The organism is Streptomyces sp. NPDC037100 (assembly GCF_055606225.1).
This window is the reverse complement of sequence record NZ_JBVJSX010000013.1, coordinates 1-23,220: the sequence shown is the minus strand read 5'-3', so window position 1 is coordinate 23,220 and position 23,220 is coordinate 1. Positions and strand designations below refer to the sequence as shown.

Sequence of the window (23,220 nt, the reverse complement as noted above, 5' to 3'; positions counted from 1 at the left end):
CTTCCCGGCCCGACGGGACACACACCCGGACGCGGGAAACACCGGCCCGGAGGCACGCGACGCAGGCCCGGACGGACGCGACGCAGGCCCGGACGCTGCACGCGTCCGGGCCTGCGGTGTGTGGGTGAGCCGGCCGCCTCAGCCGTCGGCCGGCGTACCCGGCCCGCCCCGCAGTTGCGCGTAGTACGCCAGGCAGGCCTCGTACGACGGCAGCAGCCCGTGCCGCTCCGCCTCGGCCAGCGTCGGGGCCTGCTCGTCCTTGGGGGACAGGAGCGGGGTGATGCCCTCGGGCCACTCGATGCCCAGGGCCGGGTCGAGCGGGTGGATGCCGTGTTCGCGGCCCGGGGCGTAGCCCTCCGAGCACAGGTAGACCACCGTCGCGTCGTCCGTGAGGGCCATGAAGGCGTGGCCGAGGCCCTCCGCGAGGAACACAGCGTGGCGCGTGTCGTCGTCGAGCCGTACGGCCTCCCACTTTCCGTAGGAGGGGGAGCCCACCCGGATGTCGATCACCACGTCCAGGACGGCCCCGCGTACACACGTGACGTACTTGGCCTGGCCGGGCGGCACATCGGCGAAGTGCACACCCCGCAGCACGCCCCGCCGCGAGACCGAGCAGTTCGCCTGGGCCAGGGACAGGTCGTGCCCCGTGGCCTCGCGGAACTCCGCACCGCGATACCACTCGTGGAAGCTGCCCCGGTCGTCCGGGAAGATCTTGGGTTCCAGGACCCAGGCGCCCTCTATCCCCAGGGGTCGCATGCCGTCACCGTCCTTCGGTCCTGATACGGGAATTCACCTTCCGGCGTGCGGCGCCGAGCACGCGTCGCGCGCGCCGGGCCAGCCGCAGCGCGACACCGGGCCCCGGCGCCGGCGTCACCAGCACGCTCCCGCCCCCGGCCCGCAGCGCGAACGGCAGGCCGGCGAAGCGAGCCCCCTCGGCGCCGGGGTCCAGGCACACGGCCACCCGCCAGACGTCGCCCGAGAGGTCCTCGGCGGGCAGGTCCGCCGCCAGCACCGAGCCCGGCCGGTCGGCGTCGGGGGAGAGGGTGCCGGGAGTCTCCAGGATCCGGCTGGAGGAGACGAACCTCAGCCGCACCTCCCTGTCTCCACCCCCGACGTGCACCGGGAGCACGACTTGGAACCGGCCGCCGGAGACGGTGACGTCCCCCAGCTGCACACGGCCCAGCCCGAGCCGCTTGCCGCGCGCGCCGAGCTCCAGGGAGAGGTTGCCGTGCGGTTCGGTCCAGTACGGCAGGACCGGGCGGTCGCCGACGACTCCCGCGTGGGGCGTGGGCCGGTCCTCACGCGGCGCCGGCCCCAGCCGGCACTCCTTGGTCCAGCCTCCCGACTTCACCCGGACGAGCGCGTCCCAGACGCCCTCGCGGGGCAGGTCGGCCGGGTCGACGGTGGCGGTCGCCCGCAGTACCAGCCGGACCTCCTCGCCGTCCCCGACCGGCACCGTCTCGCGCGTGAACTCCACCGGCTGGAAGTACTGCGCGGCGCTGGAGCGCTCCCGCAGCAGCAGATCGGCCGTGGCCTGCCCGAACCGCGCGGCGGTCTGCGAGGCCACCCACCGCACCGCCTCGGTGACGCCCTTCGGCACGTCGGTGAGCGGCGCGGCCCCGGCGTCGGCGTCGGCGGGGAACAGCATCGGCTCGCCGCCGGACAGGTACTCGGCCGTGAAGCCGATCCGGAGCGAGCCGTCCCGCCACTCGATGTCCCCGGGGGCCGCCGCGGGGGCGACGCCCGCCTCCCACTCCGCGAAGGCCACCACGTCGTCGTAGCGGTCGGCCGCCGTCAGCGCGGCGATGACCTGCTGCGTCGGCTGCAGTCCGGCGGCGACACCGGGCCCGAACCGCTCGACCACGACCTCGTGGATCTCCCCGAACAGCTCCCTGCGGTAGTCGTCCGGCAGGTTCAGCAGGCGCCGTGACCGCAGCCGCTCCACCATCTCCACGCGCAGCCAGCGCCGGAACAGCCGGTCGCGCACCGGACCGGGTTCCGTGTACTGCTCGACGACGTCGAGGGCCTCGCGGAGGTTCTTGAAGTAGCCGACGGGGTCGAAGCGTTCGAAACCTGCGTTGGAGCCGTCGTCCCGCCGGATGTGGTAGTAGCAGACGTAGTCGCTGAGCACCGAGACGTTCTCCGCGCGCAGGTACGCCTCGGCGATGAAGACGTGGTCCTCCAGGCGCCTTCGGCCTTCGGGAAAGCGCAGGCCGATGCGGTCCAGGAAGGCCCGGCGGAGCATCTTGTGCGGGGTGAGACTGTCGATGAGCGGGGCGTTCGCGACGGTGGCACGCGGGTGGTTGCGGCGGAAGAGCTCCACCGGCACCGCGCGGTTCTTGCCGGCCATCTTGCCCACGACGACGTCGGCGCCGTTGGCCACGCCGTAGTCGTACATCCGCTCCAGGGCCTCGTCGCCGAGGTAGTCGTCGTTGTCGACGAACATCACGAACTCGCCCCGGGAGGCCTCGATGCCGACGTTGCGGGGCTTGCCCGACCAGCCGGAGTTCTCCTGGTGGATGACCTTCATCCGGGGGTCCTCGGCGGCGAGCGCGTCGAGCCGGGCCGGGGTCTCGTCGGTGGAGCCGTCGTCGACGAAGATCACCTCGAACTCGTCGGGAGGCAGCGACTGCCGCTGCAGCGAGGAGATACAGTCCTCGATGTAGATCCCCGGGTTGTACACGGGGACGATGACGCTGACCTTGACCGGCATCGGGTTTCCGGGCCCCTTCGGGTCGCTTGCCGTAGACGTCCAGTTGTACTGCGTGTTGCCCGATGCTAACCCGCCCGGCGAGGTCGCCTCACCTTTCGAGACCTCGCCGTGATCATCTCCGCCGGCAGGGCAACTGAGCTGCGACGTCTGTCTGTTCGCGGACAAGCGGGTTGCGGGCCTGAGCGGGATGCCAGCCCCTGGGTGTGCTGATCACGAGCGCTGTTGACACTGGCGAGTCACGTGGGTCTGCCGCGGGCGCTGCGAAGGCCGTGCCGTGCGGACCTTCGCCTGTATCGGCAGGGCGCCTGCCATGATCGTCATCATGGGGATACACATCGCACCGGCCGCGGTGGCCGACTTCCATCAGGTCCTGACCGATCACTCCCGTTACTGGGGCGAACGCGACCTCAGGTCGCTGCACCTTCTGGCCCTGGTGCAGGAGTTCGGTTCCACCTGCTCGGTCGCCCGGGCGGAGGACGGAATCCGCGGCTACATCTTCGGGTTCGTCACCCCGGAGGGCGCCGGGTACGTGCATCTGATCGCCACGCGGGACGACGCCCGTGGCACCGGTCTGGGGCGTCGGCTGTACACGGTGTTCGCTGAGGCAGCGGAACGCCACGGTGCACGGAAGTTGAAGGCGATCACGTCAGTAGAGAACACCGGCTCGATCGCCTTCCATCGCAGCCTCGGCTTCGACACGAAGATCGTCGACGACTACAACGGCCCCGGCCGGGCCATGGCCGTCTTCCACCGAGATCTGCCGCTCGACGTATCGCGGCCCTGACCCACCGACCATCACCGGTGCCGCATCAGGCGACGTTCGCCCTGGGCGGTCTGCGACGATGGCTCCATGGACGAGGAAGTCATTCCCATTTTTCGCGTTGAGGACGCTGCGGCGGCGGTCGCGTGGTACGAGCGACTGGGCTTCGCCAAGCAGTGGGAACACCGCTTCGAAGCGGGACTGCCCGCGTTCGTCGAGGTCGCCCGGGGCGGGGTGCGGTTGTTCTTGTCGGAGCACGAGGGAGACGCCCGACCCGACACGTTGGTCTACCTTCGCGTGCGTGATGTCGAGGCCATCGTCTCCGAGTTCGGGGTCGAGGCGAAGGATCTTCCGTGGGCGCGGGAGATAGAGCTGCGCGACCCTGACGGCAACCGGCTTCGGATCGGCACGCCGACGGAATGACACTCCCAGCGTGACCATCCGGTCATTCTGGATCACACATGCGCTCTGCGTCATCCTCACCAGCCACTTTCGATATATGCCCCTAGGCTGAGGACGTGCGCCTGCTTCTCATGTCGGATACCCACCTGCCCAAGCGGGCCGGAGAACTGCCCGCCCCCCTGCTCGCCGAAATCCCTCACGCCGACGTGGTGTTCCACGCCGGGGACTGGGTCGACGCGGACACCCTCGATCTGCTGGAGGCGCGCTGCCGCAGGCTCGTCGCGGTGTACGGCAACAACGACGGGCCGGCGCTGCGGGCCCGGCTGCCGGAGGTGGCGTACGCGGAGCTGGACGGGGTGAGGTTCGGCGTGATCCACGAGACGGGCGCCAAGCAGGGCCGGGAGCAGCGGTGCGCCGCCCGTTTCCCCGACCTGGACGTGCTGGTCTTCGGTCACAGCCACATCCCCTGGGACACCACGGCCCCTTCCGGCCTGCGTCTGCTGAACCCGGGCTCCCCGACGGACCGCCGTCGCCAGCCCCACTGCACGTACATGACCGCCACGGTCGCCGACGGGCTGCTCACGGACGTGGAACTGCACCGGCTGCCGCCCCGCGCACCGCGCTGAACCGCGCCGTGCCCGTGGCATCATCGCCGCACCGGGCCAGGACGAGGGCTACGTCCTGGACGACCGGCAGGCCGAGGCCGGAACGCGCTTCCACGCGCTGTCGGCCCCGATGATCTCGGCGTGGGGCCGCAGACCGGCAGGCGACGGCTCGCAGCCCCGCGCCCAGCGTCTCGCGGGGGCCGCGACCACCGGGATCCGCGAGGCGCTCCAGACGCCCCTCACCCGGGCTCCCCCCTGCCCGTGAAGCCGGTGCTGTCGAAACCGGGCTCCAGTTGCACACCGGTGGCGTTCAGGAAGAAGGCCACCATCTGGTATTGGCCCACCAGCATGACGACCTCGATCAGTTCGGCGTCGCCGAAGTGCCCGGCCAGACCCTCCCAGGTCGTGTCGGACATCATGGCAGCGCCGTGGAGCTCGTCCGCCGCGCGGATCAGGTGCCTTTGGAGGTCCGTCCAGCCCGGTGCCTCCGGCCCTTGGCCGACGCGGTCGATGTCCGCGTCCGTGACGCCCGCGGCCCTGGCCAGGGGAAGGTGCCGCCCCCACTCGTACCGCGCGCCGGTGTTCCACGCGGTGCGCAGGATCAGTAACTCGCGCACGTCTCCCGGCAGTCGGCCCCTGCCGAGCAACTGCCCGCCGAACGGCAGGAACTGCTCGTAGAGATCCGGGTGGCGCACGAGCGTGGTGAAGATGTTCGGGACCCGGCCCCCGGGGTCGTGGGGAGCGACGGCCAGCAGTGCCCGGGTCCGTGGGTCCCACTGTTCTTCGGGGAGCGGCTTGAGCCGCGGACGGGTCGGTCGGGCGGCTACGTGGCGCTGTGACATGGCTGCCTCCAGTCTCCGAGGCACTCACCCTAGGAGACTGGAGGCCGGCCCGGCAGTGGGGCGCCGCAGTCAGCCCGTCGGGTCGAGAACGATCTTGCGGACGCCGTCGGAGCGGCCCGCGAACAGTTCGTACGCCGCCGGTCCTTCGGAGAGGGCGAAGCGGTGGGAGACCACGACCTCGGGCTTGATCCGTCCGGCACGGGTGAGGGCGATCAAGGGAGGGAGTTCGTAGTGCACCGAGCACAGCCCGATGGCGAACTCCAGTTCCTTGACCTGCGCCAGGTACATGTGGAACGGGAACGCCTTGTTCTGGCTGACCCCGATCACACTGACCCGGCCGGCCTGCCTGACGGCCTTGAGGGCGAGTTCGATGGTGGCGTCGGAACCCACCGCCTCCACCACGGCGTCCGGCCCGCGGCCGGCGGTCATGTCCCGGATGGCCGACCGCGCATCGTCACCCTCGACCGGCTCGACGCCCAGGCCGGCCGCGAAGGCGCGGCGCTCCGCGACCAGGTCCACGCCCAGCACCCGGGCAGCGCCCATCGCGAAGGCGGACTGGGCGGCCATCAGGCCGACCGGGCCGAGGCCGACGACCAGGACGGTCTCACCGGGCTGGATGCGGGCACGACGGCAGCCGTACCAGGCGGTGGGCGCGTTGTCCGTGAGGACGACGGCGGCCTCGTCGGAGATGTCCTCGGGCAGGGGCATCAGATTGACATCGGCGCAGGGCACGGCCAGGGCCTGGGCCTGACTGCCCTGGAGCTTCGGGCCGACTCCGTAGCAGAGCTCCGTGCTCGACGTGGCGCGTTCGCACCGGGCGGTGAACCCGGCGGCGCACTGCCGGCACTGCGCACAGCCGACGGAGGCGGGCACCAGGACCCGGTCGCCGGGCTTGAAACGGGTGACCTGGCCGCCGGTGTCGACGACCACGCCGACACACTCGTGTCCCGGTGTGTAGCCCAGTTCCGGGCTGAACGCGTTGCCGCCGTAGATGTGCAGGTCGCTGCCGCAGATGCCGGCCGCGGTCACCCGCACCACCGCGTCGGCGGGACCGGTGACGGCCGGGTCGGGGACGTCCCCGTAACGGATGTCGTGACGGCCGTGGTAGGTCAGTGCCTTCATGGGATCTCTCCCTCCCCTCGGGCCGGTCAGTCCGCGATCTTCAGCACCAGCTTGCCGCGGTTGTCACCACGGAAGAGGCGCATCAGGGTCTCGGGGAACTCCGCGACCGAGCCGGACACCACGTCCTCCAGGGACTTCAGCCGGCCCTCCGCCCGCCATGTGGCCATCTGCGCGATGCCCTCCGCGTACCGATCGGCGTAGTCGAAGACCACGATGCCCGTCATGGAGGCGCGGTTCACCAGCAGCGACAGGTAGTTGGCGGGGCCTTGCGGCTTGGTGCTGTTGTACTGGGAGATCGCGCCGCAGACCACGACGCGGGCGCCGCGCGCCAGCCGCAGCAGCACGGCGTCCAGAACGTCGCCGCCGACATTGTCGAAGTACACGTCGACGCCGTCGGGGGCGTGCTCACGCAGGGCCTTGCGGACGTCCTCGCTCTGGTAGTCGATCGCGGCGTCGAACCCGAACTCGTCGACCACCATCCGGCACTTGGCCTCGCCGCCGGCGATGCCGACGACCCGGCAGCCGAGGATCTTGGCGATCTGCCCGACGACGCTGCCGACGGCCCCGGCCGCTCCGGAGACCACCACGGTCTGCCCCGGCTCGGGACGCCCGACCTCGATCAGGCCGAAGTAGGCCGTCAGACCCGACATGCCGAGCGTGCCGAGATAGGTCGGCAGGGGAGCGGCCGCAGGGTCGACCTTGGTCACGCCGCGTCCGTCCGACACGCAGTACTCCTGCACGCCGAACGTGCCCGACACATGGTCGCCGACCGCGAACCCGGAGTGCCGGGAGGCGACCACCCTTCCCACCGCGCCGGCGCGCATCACCTCGCCGATCTCCACCGGGCGGATGTAGGACCTGCCCGCGTTCATCCAGCCCCGCATCGCAGGGTCGATCGACAGGCAGAGGACCTGTACCAGGAACTCCCCGTCGCCCGGCTGCCCCGCCGGCTCCTCGACGTGCTCCCAGTCGGTGGGGCGCGGCTCTCCCACGGGACGTGCGGCCAGGCGTACCTGGCGGTTGATCGTGCTCATGCGGCGACTCTCCTCCGGCTGCATACCGTCCAGTCGGTACGCCGTGAGCGTACGGGTGCCCGCAGTCGGAGGCAAGAGCCGGTCCGCTACGACTTACCGCTCGTGCGGGCGGCCGGTCGACCCGCTTGACGGCGACGTGACGGGAGCGGCGCCGGCGATCAGGAGGATCGGTGCGGATGCACCGCCCCCTCCGTCGCCGTGAGCGGCGCCCCGGTGCCGCCCCAGCGCAGCGCCACGATCTCGGCGGCGACGGACACCGCCACCTCCTCGGGGGTACGGGCACCCAGGTCGAGGCCGACCGGTGAGCGCAGCCGGGACAGCTCGTGTTCCGTGACCCCGGCCTCGGCCAGCCGTGCGGCCCGGTCGGCGTGGGTACGGCGGCTGCCCATCGCCCCGATGTAGGCGGCCGGGCGGCGCAGGGCCTCCGTCAGCAACGGCACGTCGAACTTCGGGTCGTGCGTGAGTACGCAGATCACGGTGCGCTCGTCGGTGTCGGTCTCGCGCAGATAGCGGTGCGGCCACTGCGCGACCACCTCGACGCCGTCCGGGAAGCGCCGGGGTGTGGCGAAGACGGGGCGGGCGTCGCAGACGGTGACCCGGTAGCCGAGGAAGCCGCCGATGCGGGCCACGGCCGCGGCGTAGTCGATCGCGCCGAACACCAGCATCCGCGGCGGTGGTGCGAAGGACTGCAGGAACACGCTGACGGCGTCCTCGCGGCGCTGCCCCTCGGGCCCGTAGTGCCGCATGCCGGTCGCGCCGAGGGCGAGTTCGCCGCGGGCGTCGGCGGTCACGGCCGCGTCCAGGCCGCTCGTGCCGAGCGTGCCGAGCGTCCGGTCCGGCCACACGGCGAGGGCGGCCCCGCGCGGCGCCGGTCCGTCGGCCACGGTCGCCACGGTGACCGGCTCGCCCGCCGCGACCGAGTCCGCGACCACGCCGAAGCCGGGATCCCGCTCGGGCGTGACGGCGCGCACGAGCAGCGTGATCTCGCCGCCGCAGGTCAGGCCGACCGCGAAGGCGTCCTCGTCGCTGTAGCCGAAGGTCTCCAGCCGGGCCTCGCCGCCCGCGGCCACGGCCTGCGCCAGCTCGAACACCGCACCCTCGACACAGCCCCCGGACACGCTGCCCACGACCTCCTCGTCGGGGCCCACCGCCATCGCCGCGCCCGGGTCACGCGGCGCGCTGCGGCTGACCTGGACGACCGTCGCGAGGCCGAACGGGATCCCGGCCGCGTACCAGCGGCCGAGCACCGGGAGAACGTCACGCACGAGCCACTCCTCTCCGTCGGGCTCCGTCGGGCACCCCGCCGGGGTACCCCGCCGGGTACCCCGGCGGCGGACAAATTCCGTTGTGGCCCCCCGCGCCGGTCTGCTGCACTGCAAGGACAGCGACGTCGACGAGTCCCGAGGAGTTCCGAATGCGCACTGTGTGCATGTCCCCCCAGCCAGGAACGGACCTCTCTCCGAAGGACATGACGCTTCGTGCACATGCTCAACCTTGGAATTCTCGCCCATGTCGACGCCGGTAAGACCAGCCTGACCGAGCGGCTGCTCCATTCGGCCGGGGTGATCGACGAGATCGGCCGCGTCGACGACGGGAACACCCGCACCGACACCCTCGCCCTGGAACGGCAGCGCGGCATCACCATCAAGTCCGCCGTCGTCTCGTTCCCGCTCGACGGCGTGACCGTCAACCTCATCGACACCCCCGGCCACCCGGACTTCATCGCCGAGGTGGAACGCGTCCTCGGCGTGCTGGACGGCGTCGTCCTCGTGATCTCCGCCGTGGAGGGTGTGCAGGCACAGACGCGGGTGCTGATGCGGACGCTCCAGCGGCTGCGCATCCCGACCCTGCTCTTCGTCAACAAGATCGACCGGAGCGGGGCACGCCACGAGGCGGTGCTGCGGGAGATCTCGGCGCGGCTGACGCCCGCGATCGTGCCGATGGGGACCGTCTCAGGCCTCGGCACCCGCGCGGCCCGCTTCACCCCCGGGCTCGGACCGGCCGCCGCCCTGGACGTCCTGACCGGGCACGACGACGCCCTGCTGGCCGCGTACGTCGACAACACCGTCACGGACGCGGCGCTGCACTGGTCCCTCGTCGCGCGGACCCGGGAGGCCCTCGTCCACCCGGTCTACTTCGGCTCCGCCGCCACGGGCGCGGGTGTGGAGGCGCTCCTGTCCGGCATCGAAACCCTGCTGCCGGTGGCCGACGGGGACGCGGACGGGCCGGTCTCCGCCACCGTGTTCAAGGTCGACCGGGGCCCGGCGGGGGAGAAGGTCGCCTACGCCCGGATGTTCTCCGGGACCTTGCGCACCCGCGACCGGGTCCCCTTCGGAACGGACGGCGCCGAAGGCCGGATCACCGGCATCAGCGTCTTCTGCGACGGCACGGACATCCGCGAGGACTCCGTCGCCGCCGGCCGGATCGCCCGCCTCACCGGGCTCGGCGACATCCGCATCGGCGACGCGATCGGCGAACCCCGCACGGTGTACGAGCACTTCTTCGCCCCGCCGACGCTGGAGACGGTCGTCGTCCCCGGCCCGGACGTCGACCGGGGAACGCTCCACCTGGCGCTCACCCAGCTCGCCGAGCAGGACCCGCTGATCGGCCTGCGCCGTGACGAACTCCGCCAGGAAACCTCCGTCTCCCTGTACGGCGAGGTGCAGAAGGAGGTCATCCAGGCCACCCTCGCCGGCGAGTACGGCCTCGACGTCACCTTCCGCGAGACGACTCCGCTGTGCGTCGAACGGCCCGTCGGCACCGGGCAGGCCGTCGAGTTCAACAAGAAGGACCCGAACCCGTTCCTCGCGACGGTCGGCCTGCGTGTCGACCCCGCGCCGGTCGGTTCGGGCGTCGGCTTCCGGCTGGAGGTGGAGCTCGGGTCGATGCCGTACGCCTTCTTCAAGGCTGTCGAGGACACCGTGCGCGAGACGCTCGACCAGGGCCTGCACGGCTGGCAGGTCACCGACTGCGTGGTCACCATGACCCACAGCGGCTACTCGCCCCGCCAGAGCCATGCCCACCAGGGCTTCGACAAGAGCATGTCCAGCACGGGCGCCGACTTCCGCGGCGTGACCCCGCTGGTGCTTCTCGAGGCGCTGCGGCGGGCCGGGACGCGAGTCCACGAGCCGATGCACCGCTTCCGCATCGAGGCGCCCGCCGACACCCTCGGCGCCCTGCTGCCGGCCCTCGCCCAGCTCGCGGCCGTGCCCGAGACGACGCGGTACCGGGACGACCTCTGCGTCCTCGAAGGCGTCGTGCCGGCCGCCCGGGTGCACGCCCTCGGACAGCGGCTGCCCGGGCTCACCCGTGGCGAGGGCGAGCTGGAGAGCTCGTTCGCCCACTACGCGCCGGTCGTGCACGGCACCATCCCGGAGCGCCCGCGCACCGACCACAACCCGCTGAACAGGAAGGAGTACTTGTTGAACGTGACACGGCTGACGCGGCGGTCGTAGATGTCATCCGCGTGGGTGCTCCCGCGGTCCGGACTGCTGGGGCCAGGGTGTCGCCCGGTCCGGGAGCCGGGCGGTTGCCCGATCATGTCGCATCGTGCGTGGGCGGCCTCGCTTGAGGGAGGACCGTGTCACGGATAGGGAAGGGCACACAGGGGGACGACGACCTTTTGGTCGTCGTCCCCCTGTCCTGTCGTCGTGACTCAGACGCCGAGGCGGTCCATCACCTCGAAGGCCAGCGGCAGCGCCGTCGCGAAAGCCACGGCCGCCCAGCTGACGGCGAGCGGGCGGCTTGCCCCGGCGGCCCGGGCGACGAAAACGGCCGCCGCTCCAGCGAGCAGCGACACGAGTATGGCGAACACCACGATCAATGCCGCCGGCGTGCTGCCGCCGCTCTGCGCCGACGAGGCGGCGGAGGCTGTTTCGTGAGTGAAGGCTGTAGCGAAGGAGGACAGGGAGTCCACCGCCGTTGTGGCGCTGGAGAAGGGGCGTGCCATGGAGCGCTCCTATGGTTTCGGGCTGCGCGGGCCGCTCGGGACCCGGTGCACGTGGTGCTCGTTGTCGTCGACGCTCTCAACTGCGGCTGCACATGGACCCACCGTCGGCTGCCGCCGAACTGACCGACCGCTGCGTCGGCGCTGTCGCCCCTGCAGTGCGGCTGGGCCGCGGGTACGGAGCCTTGGGACATCCGAAAAGCAGTACCCCATGTATCCGCGCGTTGACAGTCAGTCGCGGCCGGATGAAACATTCGTGGTGCGCACCCGTCGGTGCCGATGCATGCGTGGCCCGGGGAACGGTCCGTGAGGTGAATCGGGGACGAGCAGCGTGACGACAGCCAAACGACAGCGCGCATCCGTACCACTGGACGCGCGCCGCTCGGACACCGAACCGGCGGCTCGATGACGCCGTGAGGAAGGAGGCCGCGGATGGAGTTCCGTGTACTGGGCCCAGTAGAGGTCGCGTTGGCCTCCGGCCCCACGGTGCCCTTCAGCGGGAAGATGGCGGCGCTCCTCGGAATGCTGGCGCTCGCCATGCCCCGAGTGGTCAACAAGGCTGTTCTGCATGAGGTCATCTGGGCCGGTGCAGGCGACGTGAACCTGGTGGAGGGAAAGGTGCGTGCGGTGCGCCGCAAGCTGCTCCTCCCCGCCGGCAGTGTGCTGATCACTCAGAACTCCTCCTATCGGCTGGAGGCCGAGACCGACGTCGAGCGCTTCATCGACCTGGGCAAGCTTGGTGATACGCGGATGCGTACTGGGGCGTTGGAGGAAGCCGTCGACGCCTACACCCGCGCATTGTCGGTCTGGCGGGGTGAGCCGGTGACGGAGTTGGCGCACCATCAGCTGGTCAGTGAGGTGACGGCGCTCAAACACCAGCGCCGGGCCGTGCAGTTGGGCAGGGCACGGGCTCTGCTGGAGCTGGGGCAGTTGAGCGAGGCGCTCACAGAGGCGGAGACGCTGCTGTCGGATGACCCGTACTGGGAGGAAGCCCATCGGCTGAAGGTCCGGGCCCTCTACGAGCTGCAGGGAGCGCACGCTGCGTCGACGGCTCTGCGTGGAGCGTCCGAGCTGCTGGCCGAGGAGGGGCTGATCGCCTCGCCCCAGTGGAACCAGCTGACCGACCAGGTCCTCAACCGCACTCTCACGACCCCCGAGCGGGTGACCGTACCTCGACAATCCTCCGGAGCCGGTTCCGCGCCTGCTGCGGGGCCGGAAGCGACTCCCGCCGCCCGGGGGGCAGTGCCGGCGGGTGCGGAGAGATGCCTGGAGAATCTGCCTCCCGCCACGTACGCGAAGTTCGTCATGCGCCCGGCTCCCTGGAGAAGGCTGGAGGAGGCGGTACGGCAGAGCCTTCCGGTCATCTCGGTCATCGGTCTCGGTGGAAGCGGAAAGTCCACCCTCACGAGGGAGTTCGCACTGCGGACTGCCGCGGAGGGAGTGCGCTTCCGAGCCGTCGTCTGGGTGTCGGATCGCGAGCGCCCCGGCACCACGACGCTCAACGCCGTGCTGGACACGATCGCCCTCACCACGGGCTACCAGGGGTTGCTCGCCCTGAGCGGTAACGTCAAAGAGCACGAGATCCGCCGCATCCTGCGCCGGACACCCACTCTGCTGATCGTCGACAATCACGAATCGATCGACGATCCCGGGCTGAACCGGTGGCTGAGCGACATTCCCGAACCCAGCAAGGCGCTGGTGACCAGCATCGTGCGAGCCCGTGACCTTGCCGAAGTCGCCTTTGAGGTTGAGGTCTGCGGCCTCAACGAGGATGAGGCCGCCTTGTTCTACACACAGTGCCTCGACCGTTTGGGACTGCTCGACCTGCTTGACCGCGCTGTCGAACTCAAGGAGCTGTGGCGGGCCGCCGACGGCAACCCCCGCCTGATGGAATGGGCCCTCGGCCAGGTAAAGCGCCGCGGACGATCACTGTGCGACATCACCGCTGAGGTCGCCGACATCGAGGACCACGTCACCTTCGAGGACCGCACGGGCGACATCGTCGTGCGTGAACTGTTGCGGGGCAGCTGGACGAGTCTGTCCGACACGGCCAGGCAGCTGCTCAGCACCCTCGGATGCTTCCCATATGGTGTGGAATCTGCGGTATTGCGCGAGGTGGCGGGAAGACCGGAGGGGTTCTGCGACGCCCTCGAAGAGCTGAGTGATCTGTGTTTCATCTCCCGCCAGAACTCGACCGGCGCAGACGGGGCTTCGTACATCGCCAACCCGCTGGCGGTCAACCGCAGAGCGGCCCGGACGGGAACGCACATGGCCGGAATCCACGACCGGTGGATCCGACACTGCCTTCAGCTGGCGGGGGCGGTGGGATTTTGTCCGCAGGACATCACCCGACTTCGCGCGCTCGACGGCCCGGGAGTCCGACGAAACATCGAATATGCCATGACCTGGTGCATGGAGAACGGTCGTCCGGCCGACGCACTCGAAATGGCACGGGAGACCCGCTATTACTATTATGTACGCGGAATGTGGGGTACGAATTTCGACGTGCATCTGTTGCGTGCCCGTGCAGCGGCGACAATAGGGGACTTGGCCGAGGAGTTCGACGCGCTCGTCTACTATCTCAACGTCACCGCGAAGCAGGAGAACACGGCTCAGGTGGACCGGTACCTGCCTCGGGTCGAGGAAATCCTGCGCGATCCGGGAGTGCGTATCTCCTCGCGCAGTACGGCGGAATACCGACACGTCGTGGCGCTGCACCTGCTCGCTGTGGGTAAATACGCTGAAGCCAGGTCCCAGTGGCGGGTCAATCTGGAAGATCCCGAATGTCTCGGGCCCGCGAACTACAATGCCAATCTGCGGTGGCTCGCGGTATGTCTGAGCCGCACCGGGCCTGAGTTCCGGGCCGAGGCATGGCAGTTGTTTGTCAGGGCTCGTGAGCATGCCCTGGAGCACGGATACGAACGCGCAGCGATCCTGATCAGCCTGCAGCTCATGGAGCTGCAGTACGTGAGCGACCCGAGCCTCGACTGCGCGCTCTCTCTCGTCCGCGACCTGGAGGAGCTTCGGGAGCGGGTGGAGGAAACCGCTGACATGCGCTACATGGCGGATCGCCTCTGGCTCCTGGCGCGCTGCCTCCACCGATGCGGGGAGACCGAAGCCGCTTTGCAGCAGGCGGGGATCGCCGCGGACTTCTACAGCCGTCTGGGTCTGGTCGAGTGGGCGGCACGGGCCCGTGACCTCACCGCCTCGTCATGAACACGCGCCGCAGAAGGATTGCAGGACGAATCATGCGCCCCGCCGTTCGGGAGGGAAAATGAGAACACTCGCCGCACCTGATGCGACTCAGTCCGAGATCTTAACTGAAATGTCCGTCACGGAATCTCTGCTGTCCCGCGTCGCGACCAGAATCTCTGGACGCGAGCGGGACGCAGAGATAATCCCGATGCCCGACCTGGGACTCCCGCACAATGTGAGGAGAATCCACGGCGGATTCTTTACGGGCGCCTATTACGGGTGGGAGTCTGATGTTCCCATGGTGCCGGTCGACGCCACGGTGAACTTATGTGGAGTGTCCGTCTTCCGTACCTCCGCAGACTTCTGCGATGCCGCGGAATTCTCGCGGCGCGTGGCCGCGGCCAAAGCGAAGCTGGGTGAAGAATCTCGCTACGTGTGGAACTTCTCCCGCGGTAACCACTTCATCATTCTGGCCGAGGTGCGTGGCGTTGGCGGCCTCTTGCCGCCCGGCCGCTACCTCGTGCTGCACGCTTCGTCGGCAGAGTTCAAGGACCAATACAACGGCCTCTATCCGACACCAGGAAACTGGTATGCCGACGCCGTCCGGCACGAGGAGGGCGAAAACGGTCGCTATCTGCGCTACATACACGGCGCCCCGGCCGAACGCTTCCATCGGCTGGTGCGCATGCTCGAGGACTACCAGCGCGACCGTCAGTGGTTCTGCGCCTCACTCGTCGTGGGCCGGGAGAACTCGCTGGAGGAGGTCCTCACTGTCCCGCACTACGGAATGCCCGACTCATGCTCCGTGGCCATCGGCTGCCAGTGGATCGATCCGGCGAAACCGATGGCACCCCTTCTCACCCGGCCAGGGGCTCCGCTGTATCTCGTCCAATCTCACTCCGGCGGAAAGAACGAGGTGACCACCGAGCGGGGAAGGCGCCTGCTGACGCCGCATGGCCTGGGGGTGAGGTCCGACGCCCCGCTCGACCTGGGCTTCCATTCCGGAGCCCTGGGCATCGCCGGACGGCGCTATGCGCTGGATGAGTCCCTGGCCGGGGAAAGCTTCACAGCCATCCGCAACTTCGATCGCGACACCGATCTGCCCCGCATTTTCGCCGACTGCCCCGGCACCGTCGCCGCCGAACTCCATCAGAAGTATTCGTACTATCGCTCAGGAGATCACCAGTGAGCACTCTCGACCCCCAGGCCCAGGCTCTGATCGACGCGGCGATCGCGAGCGGGCTCCCGCCTGTCTACTCGCTGCCGGTGGCGCAGGCCCGCCAGCGTATGCGCGACGCGTTCATCTGGGGTGACCCGGAACCCATCGAACACCGCAAGGACCTGATCGTCCCTGGTCCTGCCGGAGACCTGCCCGTCCGGCTCTATCACCCCATGCCCGGACAACGGCTGCCTCTGATCGTGTTCTTCCACGGTGGCGGTTGGGTCGTCAACGACCTGGACACCCACGACCGGATCTGCGTGAAGTTCGCTGTGGAGTCCTCCTGCGCGGTGTTGTCTGTCGACTTCCGCCGCGCTCCCGAGCACCCGTATCCCGCACCCGTGGAAGACGGCTACGCCGCGCTGCTGTGGGCTGCGTCTCACGGAGACATCCTCGAGGTGGACCCGTCCCGGATCTCGGTGGCGGGGGACAGCTCCGGAGGCACGATCGCCGCAGCCGTGAGCATGGCGGCCCGCGACCGCGGCGGACCGGTCATCCGCCAGCAGACCTTGATCTACCCGGTTACCGACTACCTCGATCCGCCGACCGTCTCCTACCGAGAGAGGGGGACCGGGTACTCACTCAACCGCGAGTTCATGGAGTGGGCGTGGCAGGCGTACCTTCCAGCCGACTGGTCGGCGACGGACCCCTACCTGTTCCCGCTCCGCGCGACTGACCTGCGAGGGCTGCCGAATGCGCTGGTGCTGACCGCCGAGTTCGATCCGCTGCGCGACGAGGGGATTGCGTACGCCGGAAGGTTGAGCGACGCCGGAGTACCCACCGAGCACTGGCACTTCGACGACCAGATGCACGGTTTCGTCATGCAGACCCGCGCCATCGAGCGGGCTCGCCTCGCTGTGGCCGACACCGCGCGCCACATCGCGGCCGTATTGCGCGAGACACCCGAGGAGGCGCTGTGACAGTTCCCCGCATCGCCACCCTGACGCTGTACCGGCATGCTCCGACCGATTCGAACGGGGCCGGCATCTACATGGGAAGGCGCGACCTGCCTCCGACGGATGCCGGCCTCGACGCGGCCGCGTCGGCCCTGCGGGACTGTGGCGATCACTTCACCCGCTTCTACTGCTCTCCCCTGCAGCGGGCGGCCCGCACCGCGGAGGTGATGTTCCCGGGAGCATTGATCGAACCCGACCCCCGGCTGGCGGAGCGCTCGCTCGGCCAATGGGAGGGAGTCGCCTATGCCGACGTCCGTGGACGGCATCCGGAGGCGTTTCTGTCGTCGGGCCACCTCGACCCGAGTTTTACCCCACCGGGCGGCGAGGACCTGACCACGTTCCTGACACGGATCGCGGATTTCCTGGCCCAAGTGTCGCGCCTGGAAGGGAGTGAGCGCATCGTGGCGGTCAGTCACAATGGCTGGATCAGAAGCGCATTGCATCTGACGGGGGGCTTCCCGATGGAGGAGATCTTCGCCGCCGGCGTCCCGTTCGCCGTCCCAGTACGGATCCCGCTGGGGCACTTTGCCACCGCTTCCGCCAACCCGTTCGGGTCTTGCCCGTGACAGTCCCTCCGCGCTGTTGCACAGCCGGGGGCGGCACAGCCACCCGCGCTCGCAATCAGCGGCCGACGTCGAATGGCGCCGCGTGAGGAGAGAACTTGCCTCCTACGACGCAGGGGTGACGGGTCGGCAACGCCTTTTCGAGTTTCATGAGGCCTGGCGGCGCTGCGAGTTCGCCCTGCTCAGACGCAGGCTCGAACGGATCGACACCGGATCGCACACCTGGCATCTCCTGCAGCACCGGCTGTCCCGCATGTCCTCGGTGGGTGTGGAGCTGAGGATGCGGTCCTGGTTCTACTCCCGGAGCCTGCCCTCGTGCGGTCCCGGTCTGTGCGTGTTTCCCGACACTGTCGTGCACTATCCAGCCAATCTGTCCCTCGGAACAGAGGTGTTCATCAACCGTGGCGTCACCATCACCGCGCCGGCCCCGATCGACATCGGGGACAAGGTGTTGATCGGCCCGTACACCGTGATCAACAGTGGCAACCACAGATTCGCCCGGATCGACCGGCCGATCCGGGAGCAGGGGCACGACCTGGCGCCCATCCACATTCAAGACGACGTGTGGATCGGCGCACAGGCCACGGTTCTGGCCGGGACCACCCTTGGCCACGGCGCCGTGGTCGCCGCAGGGGCGGTGGTGACCCGCGACGTGGCACCGCACTCGGTCGTCGCGGGTGTCCCAGCAAGGCTGGTGAGTCGCCGCGGCGCGACGCCCCTCGGCCCCGGGGCAGTCTAGGCACCGGCTCCGGGGCCGGAGGGTGCGCGGCCATGACGCTTCCCTCGGGAGCGGCTTGTGGAAGAGAGGAAGGCCTTGCGACATGCAACAGGGCCGAGAAAGAACTTACTCCGGAGTCAGGGGTGTTGACGGTGTCCTGATATCGCCGGACTGTGGTGGACATGCCGACTATCCGAGCGCGTCTGCTGGTCGTCCTGGCTGTCCTCTTCGGCTCCGTCTCGGTGGCGGGCGTACCACCGGCCACCGCCGCGCCCCCGCCCGGCTCCCTCTGGTTCGACGATCCCACCGTCACCGTGCGGGGCGGCCGCTTCACCGACGCCCACGGCCGCGAGATCGTGCTGCGCGGCTACAACGTCTCCGGCGAGACCAAGCTCGCGGAGAACAAGGGCCTGCCCTTCGCCTCGGTCGCCGACGCCCGCAGGTCGGCGACCGCGCTGCGCGCCCTCGGCGGCGGCAACACCGTCCGTTTCTTGCTCTCCTGGGCCTACGCCGAGCCCGAGCGCGGCCAGGTGGACACCGCCTATCTGGCCGCCGCGACCGACCAGATGAAGGCCTTCCTCGACGCCGGCATCCGGGTCTACCCCGACTTCCACCAGGACCTCTACTCCCGGCACCTCTTCGACGCCGACAGCTGGTACACCGGCGACGGCGCCCCCAAGTGGGCCGTCGACGCCGGGAACTACCCGGACGAGTCCTGCGGGATCTGCCTCTTCTGGGGGCAGAACATCACCCAGAACGAGGCCGTGAAGCGTGCCTCGTACGACTTCTGGCACAACGCGCACGGCGTGCAGGACGCCTTCCTCGCCACCGCCGAGAAGACCATGCGGTTCGTGCAACAGCACCTGAGCGCGGACCAGTTCAAGGGCCTCGCCGGCTTCGACCCCTACAACGAACCGCACGCGGGAGTCTACGACTCCGGGCAGACCAGCCGCGCCTGGGAGAAGGACGTGCTCTGGCCGTTCTATGAGAAGTTCCGGGCCCGCATGGACACGGCCGGGTGGCGTGACAAGCCCGCGTTCGTCGAACCGAACCTCTTCTGGAACGCCAATCTCGACTTCCAGAAGCAGGAGGGCGGCCTGCTCGACGCAGGCTCCCTCGGGCCGCGCTACGTCTTCAACACGCACTTCTACGACCAGAAGGCCATCTCCGGCGTCTTCATGTGGGGCAAGGCGGCCGACGGCCAGTACGCGGGCGACTTCCGCACCGTCCGCGACCGGGCCGCCTCCGCGCGGACGGCCGCCGTGGTCAGCGAGTTCGGGCACCCGCTCGCGGGCAACGTCTCCGACAAGGCACCGACCGTCCTCAAAGCGATGTACCAGGCACTCGACTCACGCCTCAAAGGCGCGGACTGGTGGTCCGATCCGGCGGCCTCGGGGGCCGTGCTCTCCGGCTCCCAGTGGCAGTGGGACATCTACAACGGGCGTCACCGCGAACCGATGAACGGCAACCCCGACAAGGTGCTCACCGCCGGCGACGCCTGGAACGACGAGGATCTGTCCGCCGTACGGCTCGACGACACGGGCAAGCCGGTGCTGCGCCAGGACGCCCGGCTCCTGGACCGTCTCTACCCGAGCGCCACGGCGGGTGAGACCGTCGGCTTCACCTACGAGGACCGCTCCCGGGACGGTTCGACGACCCTGACCTGGACCCCGGTGCCCGGCTCCCTGCCGAACGTGCAGCGGCTGGTGGGGTCCGGGCAGTACGGGCTGCTGCTGTGGCGCTCGAACGGCGGCCCGGCGCCCACCGAGATGCACCTGCCGGCGAGCTTCCCGACCGCGTCCACCACGGTCGTCTCCGACCTGGGCACGGTCCACGCCCCGCCGGCCTACACCTCGACGACCCGGCTCGGCGTGGCGCAGGAGCCCGGCGGTACGGGAAGCCGCCGCCTGCTGCTCACCGCGCCGGACTCGGGCGTCCTGCACTACGCGCTGGTGACCAACGGCGCGACGGCTCCCTCGGCGGATCTGCTCGCGGCGGCCCGCTCCGAACTGGCGGCGTGGGCGGCGAGGGAGGTCACCTAGCGGCCGGGCTCGTCCAGTCGGCCGCCACATGGCCCAGCCGGACGCGCTGCGGGTGGTCACCGACCGGCACGGACACGACCTTCTTGCCGGAGGCGAAGTCGATCGCCGTGACCTGGTCGGTGCCGCTCTCGGAGACCACGCAGGACTTGCCGTCACCGCTGACCGTGGCCCAGTAGGGCTTGGAGGCGGTGACGAGCGGGCCCTCCTGGAGGGTGGCGCGGTCGACGACGGTGGCGTAGTCGTCCATGGTGCCCGCCACGCACAGCTTGCGCCCGTCCGGGCTCATCGAGATGCCGTGGTGGCGCGAGTCGTTGACAAAGGTCGTGCGGTCGTCGCTGGTCGCCGCGTTCTTCGGCAGCGTCTTGGTACGGGTGATCTTTTCGGTGGCGATGTCGTACTCGAAGAAGCCGTTGAAGAAGGAGACCTGGAAGTACAGCTTCGACTCGTCCGGTGAGAAGACGGCCGGGCGGACCGCGTCGGAGTGCTCCTTGAGCCCGAGCGCGTCCAGCCGCGGACGCATGTCGATGACCTTGACCTGCTGGTACGTCGTGGCGTCGACGACGGTGATGCGCCGGTCGCCCTTCGTCCAGTCCAGCCACGGGGCGTCGGTCTGCGTGTTCACGTCGCCGATCGCCATGTTGTAGATGTACTTGCCGTCCTGGGTGAAGATGTTCTCGTGCGGCTTGTCGCCGGTGCCGAACTTGCCCAGTTCCTTGCCGGAGACGATGTCCAGCACATGCACGGTGTTGGAGGTCGACGCCGACACCGCCACCCGCTTGCCGTCGGGGGAGACCGCCATGTGGTCGGAGCGGTAACCGGACACGGGGAAGCGCCAGTTGAGCCGTCCGGAGGCGAGATCGATCGAGACGACGTCGGCGAAGCTCGGCCGGGAGACCACCACGGACCTTCCGTCCGGCGTGGAGTACATGTCGTCGACGAACTGGTCGTGGCCCTCACCGACGCTGTTGCGGATCGCCATGAAGTAGATCCATCTGATCGGGTCGGCGTTGATCGCCGCCATCCGCTCGTCCTTGTCGGGGACGACGTTGATCCGGCCGATCTTCCCGAAGTCACCGCCGGACCGGATGACATCGGCGGTGCCGTCCCAGTTGTTGCCCACGAACAGCACCTCGCGCAGCGCGGCGGAGGAGCCCGGAACGGCCGCGGTGGCGGCGGTCGCGGGAGCGGTGACGGTCAGGGCCAGGGCTGCGGCTACGGAGCACAGGTGCCGGCGTCGGAGGACGGGCATGACGGCTCCCCTCTCTGCTGTGGGGTCGCTGCTGCGGGGCGAGCAATATGAGTGGGACATGCCAAATGGGGCTGCGTGCGGAAACTGAACACGTGTGCTTTCAGAGTCAACTTACTGCAAAGTAAGGAAGGGGTGGCCTTATCCACAAGACCGCGTGCACGACAAAATCAGTGTGCGAACGACGAAGGGAGAGCCGGTGCCGGGCAGACTCAGAGCGCCGACCGGCCGCTACGGCGGCAAGACAGCCGAGGAGCGGCAGGCCGAGCGTCGCCGGCGGTTCCTCGACGCCGCGTTCCAGCTGTTCGGCGACACCCCCGGCTTCCGCTCCACCACCGTCGCGGCGCTCAGCGAGACGGCCGGGCTGTCCACCCGGCAGTTCTACGAGGAGTTCCGCACCCTCGAGGACGTGCTCGCCGCGTTGCACCTCCAGGTCAACGGCTGGGCCGAGGCCGCGGTGCTGGAGGCGGCCACGTGCGCGGCGGACCTGCCCCTCGTGGAGCGCGCCACGGCCGTCTTCCGCGCCTACGCCGGGAACGTCACCGCCGATCCGCGCCGGATCCGCATCACCTTCGTAGAGATCATCGGCGTCAGCCCGCGCCTTGAGGAGCAGCGGCTCGCACGCCGGGCCGGCTGGGTGGACCTCATCTGCGCCGAGGCCGACGCGGCCGCCGCACGGGGAGAGGCCGCATCCCGCGACTACCGCCTCCCCGCGACGGCCTTCATCGGCAGCGTCAACGGCCTGCTGCACGACTGGAGCGCCGGCTGGGTCGACGCCACGCTCGACGAGGTCGTCGACGAACTGGTCCGCCAGCTGCTGGGGATCCTGCGGCCGCCGGGATGGAAGCCGGAACGGTGAAGCCGGCCGCCGGGCACGCGGAGGGCGGGGCCAGCGGGCACGCCGACCAGGATCCGCCCGGCCGGCGGTGCATCGGCAGCACGCCACGGCGACCAGGAGCCGCCCGGCCAGCGAGCCACCAGCACCACGACCCGCCGACCAGGGTCCGCCCGGCCGGCGGTGCATCGGCAGCACGCCACGGCGACCAGGGTCCGCCCGGCCAGCGAGCCACCAGCACCACGACCCGCCGACCAGGGTCCGCCCGGCTAGCGGGTCACCAGCAGCACGAGATCCACCCCCACCAGCAGCGCGACTCCCAGCAGCACTCCCGCCAAGAGCCGCGCGCGGAGCCGGCGGTACACCGACTCGTACTGCGCACGCAGTTCCTCCCCGCGTCGGGCCGTGCGCTGCCACGAGGCCCGGGAGAGGGCGAGATGCTCCGCCGCGAACTGCGCGGCCACCTCCGCCCGTTCCGCCTCCGGGAGCCGGTCGAGCCCTGCGGCGAAGCGGGCGGCGGCCGTACGGGCCTCCTCGCGGGCGGCGGCGGCCAGGAGGTGGCCCTCGACCTCGTTGTGGAACGCCCGCAGGTCCACGGGAAGCCTCTCCTTGGCGGTCATCGGTGCGTCAGCTCCCGCTCGGCCGCCGCGACGGCGTCGTGGTGCAGGTCGAACGCCGGGGATTCACTGCGAATCCGCGGCAGGGTGAGGAAGTTGTGCCGCGGCGGCGGGCAGGAGGTCGCCCATTCCAGGGAGCGGCCGTAGCCCCACGGGTCGTCGGCCGAGACCTTCTCGCCGTACTTGGCCGTCTTCCACACGTTGTAGAAGAACGGCAGCATCGACATGCCGAGCAGGAACGAGAAGACGCTCGACACCGTGTTGAGCGTCGTCAGGCCCTCCACCGCCAGATAGTCGGGGATCCGTCGCTGCATGCCCTCGGCGCCCAGCCAGTGCTGGACCAGGAACGTGCCGTGGAAGCCGATGAACAGCGTCCAGAAGGTGATCTTGCCGAGACGCTCGTCC

Annotated in this window: 21 protein-coding genes; 11 read left to right on the top strand and 10 right to left on the bottom strand. The window is 69.7% G+C overall.

Going from position 1 to position 23,220, the window contains the following annotated elements:
- Nucleotides 1–138: 138 nt before the first annotated feature.
- Together rfbC and ACZ7EG_RS33305 are read right to left on the bottom strand one after the other, a co-directional pair.
- Nucleotides 139–756, bottom strand: coding sequence for a dTDP-4-dehydrorhamnose 3,5-epimerase (gene rfbC, locus ACZ7EG_RS33310; RefSeq protein ID WP_471087269.1), 618 nt, complete (start codon nt 754–756; stop codon nt 139–141).
- Nucleotides 757–760: 4 nt separating this feature from the next.
- Nucleotides 761–2,713, bottom strand: coding sequence for a glycosyltransferase family 2 protein (locus ACZ7EG_RS33305; protein WP_471087266.1), 1,953 nt, complete (start codon nt 2,711–2,713; stop codon nt 761–763).
- Nucleotides 2,714–3,023: 310 nt separating this feature from the next.
- Between ACZ7EG_RS33305 and ACZ7EG_RS33300 the strand changes: the two genes are divergently transcribed.
- From ACZ7EG_RS33300 to ACZ7EG_RS33290, 3 genes are all read left to right on the top strand, one after another.
- The gene (locus ACZ7EG_RS33300) at nt 3,024–3,497 is read left to right on the top strand and encodes a GNAT family N-acetyltransferase (protein ID WP_471087263.1); all 474 of its coding nucleotides are present in this window, start codon (nt 3,024–3,026) and stop codon (nt 3,495–3,497) included.
- Nucleotides 3,498–3,563: 66 nt separating this feature from the next.
- Complete coding sequence (locus tag ACZ7EG_RS33295; RefSeq protein ID WP_471087260.1) at nt 3,564–3,896, top strand: glyoxalase superfamily protein; 333 nt, start codon at nt 3,564–3,566, stop codon at nt 3,894–3,896.
- A gap of 95 nt (nt 3,897–3,991) precedes the next feature.
- Entirely contained in the window at nt 3,992–4,501 is a 510-nt protein-coding gene (locus ACZ7EG_RS33290; RefSeq protein ID WP_471087257.1) for a metallophosphoesterase family protein, read from the top strand.
- A gap of 218 nt (nt 4,502–4,719) precedes the next feature.
- Here the strand turns inward: ACZ7EG_RS33290 and ACZ7EG_RS33285 are convergent, their stop codons facing one another.
- The 4 genes from ACZ7EG_RS33285 to ACZ7EG_RS33270 all read right to left on the bottom strand — a co-directional run bounded on the left by ACZ7EG_RS33285 (nt 4,720) and on the right by ACZ7EG_RS33270 (nt 8,743).
- Complete coding sequence (locus tag ACZ7EG_RS33285) at nt 4,720–5,322, bottom strand: carboxymuconolactone decarboxylase family protein (RefSeq protein ID WP_471087254.1); 603 nt, start codon at nt 5,320–5,322, stop codon at nt 4,720–4,722.
- Between the two features lie 69 nt (nt 5,323–5,391).
- Entirely contained in the window at nt 5,392–6,444 is a 1,053-nt protein-coding gene (locus ACZ7EG_RS33280) for an alcohol dehydrogenase catalytic domain-containing protein (RefSeq protein ID WP_471087251.1), read from the bottom strand.
- A gap of 26 nt (nt 6,445–6,470) precedes the next feature.
- Entirely contained in the window at nt 6,471–7,478 is a 1,008-nt protein-coding gene (locus ACZ7EG_RS33275; RefSeq protein ID WP_471087248.1) for an NADP-dependent oxidoreductase, read from the bottom strand.
- A 158-nt stretch (nt 7,479–7,636) separates the two neighbouring features.
- Entirely contained in the window at nt 7,637–8,743 is a 1,107-nt protein-coding gene (locus ACZ7EG_RS33270) for an XdhC family protein (protein ID WP_471087245.1), read from the bottom strand.
- A 213-nt stretch (nt 8,744–8,956) separates the two neighbouring features.
- On the opposite strand from ACZ7EG_RS33270, the gene ACZ7EG_RS33265 reads away from it, so the two are divergent.
- Nucleotides 8,957–10,933 carry a GTP-binding protein gene (locus tag ACZ7EG_RS33265; protein WP_471087243.1) on the top strand — a complete coding sequence of 659 codons (1,977 nt, stop codon included), beginning with the start codon at nt 8,957–8,959 and terminating at the stop codon, nt 10,931–10,933.
- 200 nt (nt 10,934–11,133) lie between these two features.
- On the opposite strand, the gene ACZ7EG_RS33260 is transcribed toward ACZ7EG_RS33265, so the two are convergent.
- Nucleotides 11,134–11,427, bottom strand: coding sequence for a hypothetical protein (locus ACZ7EG_RS33260; protein ID WP_471087240.1), 294 nt, complete (start codon nt 11,425–11,427; stop codon nt 11,134–11,136).
- A 429-nt stretch (nt 11,428–11,856) separates the two neighbouring features.
- On the opposite strand from ACZ7EG_RS33260, the gene ACZ7EG_RS33255 reads away from it, so the two are divergent.
- From ACZ7EG_RS33255 to ACZ7EG_RS33230, 6 genes are all read left to right on the top strand, one after another.
- Complete coding sequence (locus ACZ7EG_RS33255; protein WP_471087237.1) at nt 11,857–14,640, top strand: AfsR/SARP family transcriptional regulator; 2,784 nt, start codon at nt 11,857–11,859, stop codon at nt 14,638–14,640.
- A 58-nt stretch (nt 14,641–14,698) separates the two neighbouring features.
- Nucleotides 14,699–15,808 (top strand): hypothetical protein, encoded by a 1,110-nt coding sequence (locus ACZ7EG_RS33250; RefSeq protein WP_471087234.1) that lies wholly within the window; start codon nt 14,699–14,701, stop codon nt 15,806–15,808.
- On the top strand, nt 15,805–16,758 hold the full coding sequence (locus tag ACZ7EG_RS33245; RefSeq protein WP_471087231.1) for an alpha/beta hydrolase: 954 nt from the start codon (nt 15,805–15,807) through the stop codon (nt 16,756–16,758). Before ACZ7EG_RS33250 ends, ACZ7EG_RS33245 begins: the two co-directional genes overlap by 4 nt.
- Nucleotides 16,755–17,360: a histidine phosphatase family protein gene (locus ACZ7EG_RS33240; protein WP_471087228.1), complete on the top strand. Its 606-nt coding sequence runs from the start codon at nt 16,755–16,757 to the stop codon at nt 17,358–17,360. The genes ACZ7EG_RS33245 and ACZ7EG_RS33240 overlap by 4 nt, the downstream gene beginning before the upstream one ends.
- Before the next feature lie 82 nt (nt 17,361–17,442).
- Nucleotides 17,443–18,096: an acyltransferase gene (locus tag ACZ7EG_RS33235; RefSeq protein ID WP_471087225.1), complete on the top strand. Its 654-nt coding sequence runs from the start codon at nt 17,443–17,445 to the stop codon at nt 18,094–18,096.
- A gap of 161 nt (nt 18,097–18,257) precedes the next feature.
- On the top strand, nt 18,258–20,117 hold the full coding sequence (locus tag ACZ7EG_RS33230) for a cellulase family glycosylhydrolase (RefSeq protein WP_471087222.1): 1,860 nt from the start codon (nt 18,258–18,260) through the stop codon (nt 20,115–20,117).
- Here ACZ7EG_RS33230 and ACZ7EG_RS33225 read toward each other — a convergent pair.
- Nucleotides 20,110–21,366 (bottom strand): YncE family protein, encoded by a 1,257-nt coding sequence (locus ACZ7EG_RS33225; protein WP_471087219.1) that lies wholly within the window; start codon nt 21,364–21,366, stop codon nt 20,110–20,112. The two genes, ACZ7EG_RS33230 and ACZ7EG_RS33225, sit on opposite strands and share 8 nt — an antisense overlap.
- A 196-nt stretch (nt 21,367–21,562) precedes the next feature.
- Here ACZ7EG_RS33225 and ACZ7EG_RS33220 point away from each other — a divergent pair, with 196 nt between their 5' ends.
- Complete coding sequence (locus ACZ7EG_RS33220) at nt 21,563–22,222, top strand: TetR/AcrR family transcriptional regulator (RefSeq protein ID WP_471087216.1); 660 nt, start codon at nt 21,563–21,565, stop codon at nt 22,220–22,222.
- Nucleotides 22,223–22,467: 245 nt separating this feature from the next.
- Here the strand turns inward: ACZ7EG_RS33220 and ACZ7EG_RS33215 are convergent, their stop codons facing one another.
- Nucleotides 22,468–22,818, bottom strand: a complete 351-nt coding sequence (locus ACZ7EG_RS33215) for a hypothetical protein (RefSeq protein ID WP_471087213.1) — start codon at nt 22,816–22,818, stop codon at nt 22,468–22,470.
- Nucleotides 22,815–23,220 (bottom strand): cbb3-type cytochrome c oxidase subunit I (locus ACZ7EG_RS33210; RefSeq protein ID WP_471087210.1); only part of this gene is annotated, 406 nt, incomplete at its 5' end. The genes ACZ7EG_RS33215 and ACZ7EG_RS33210, both read right to left, overlap by 4 nt.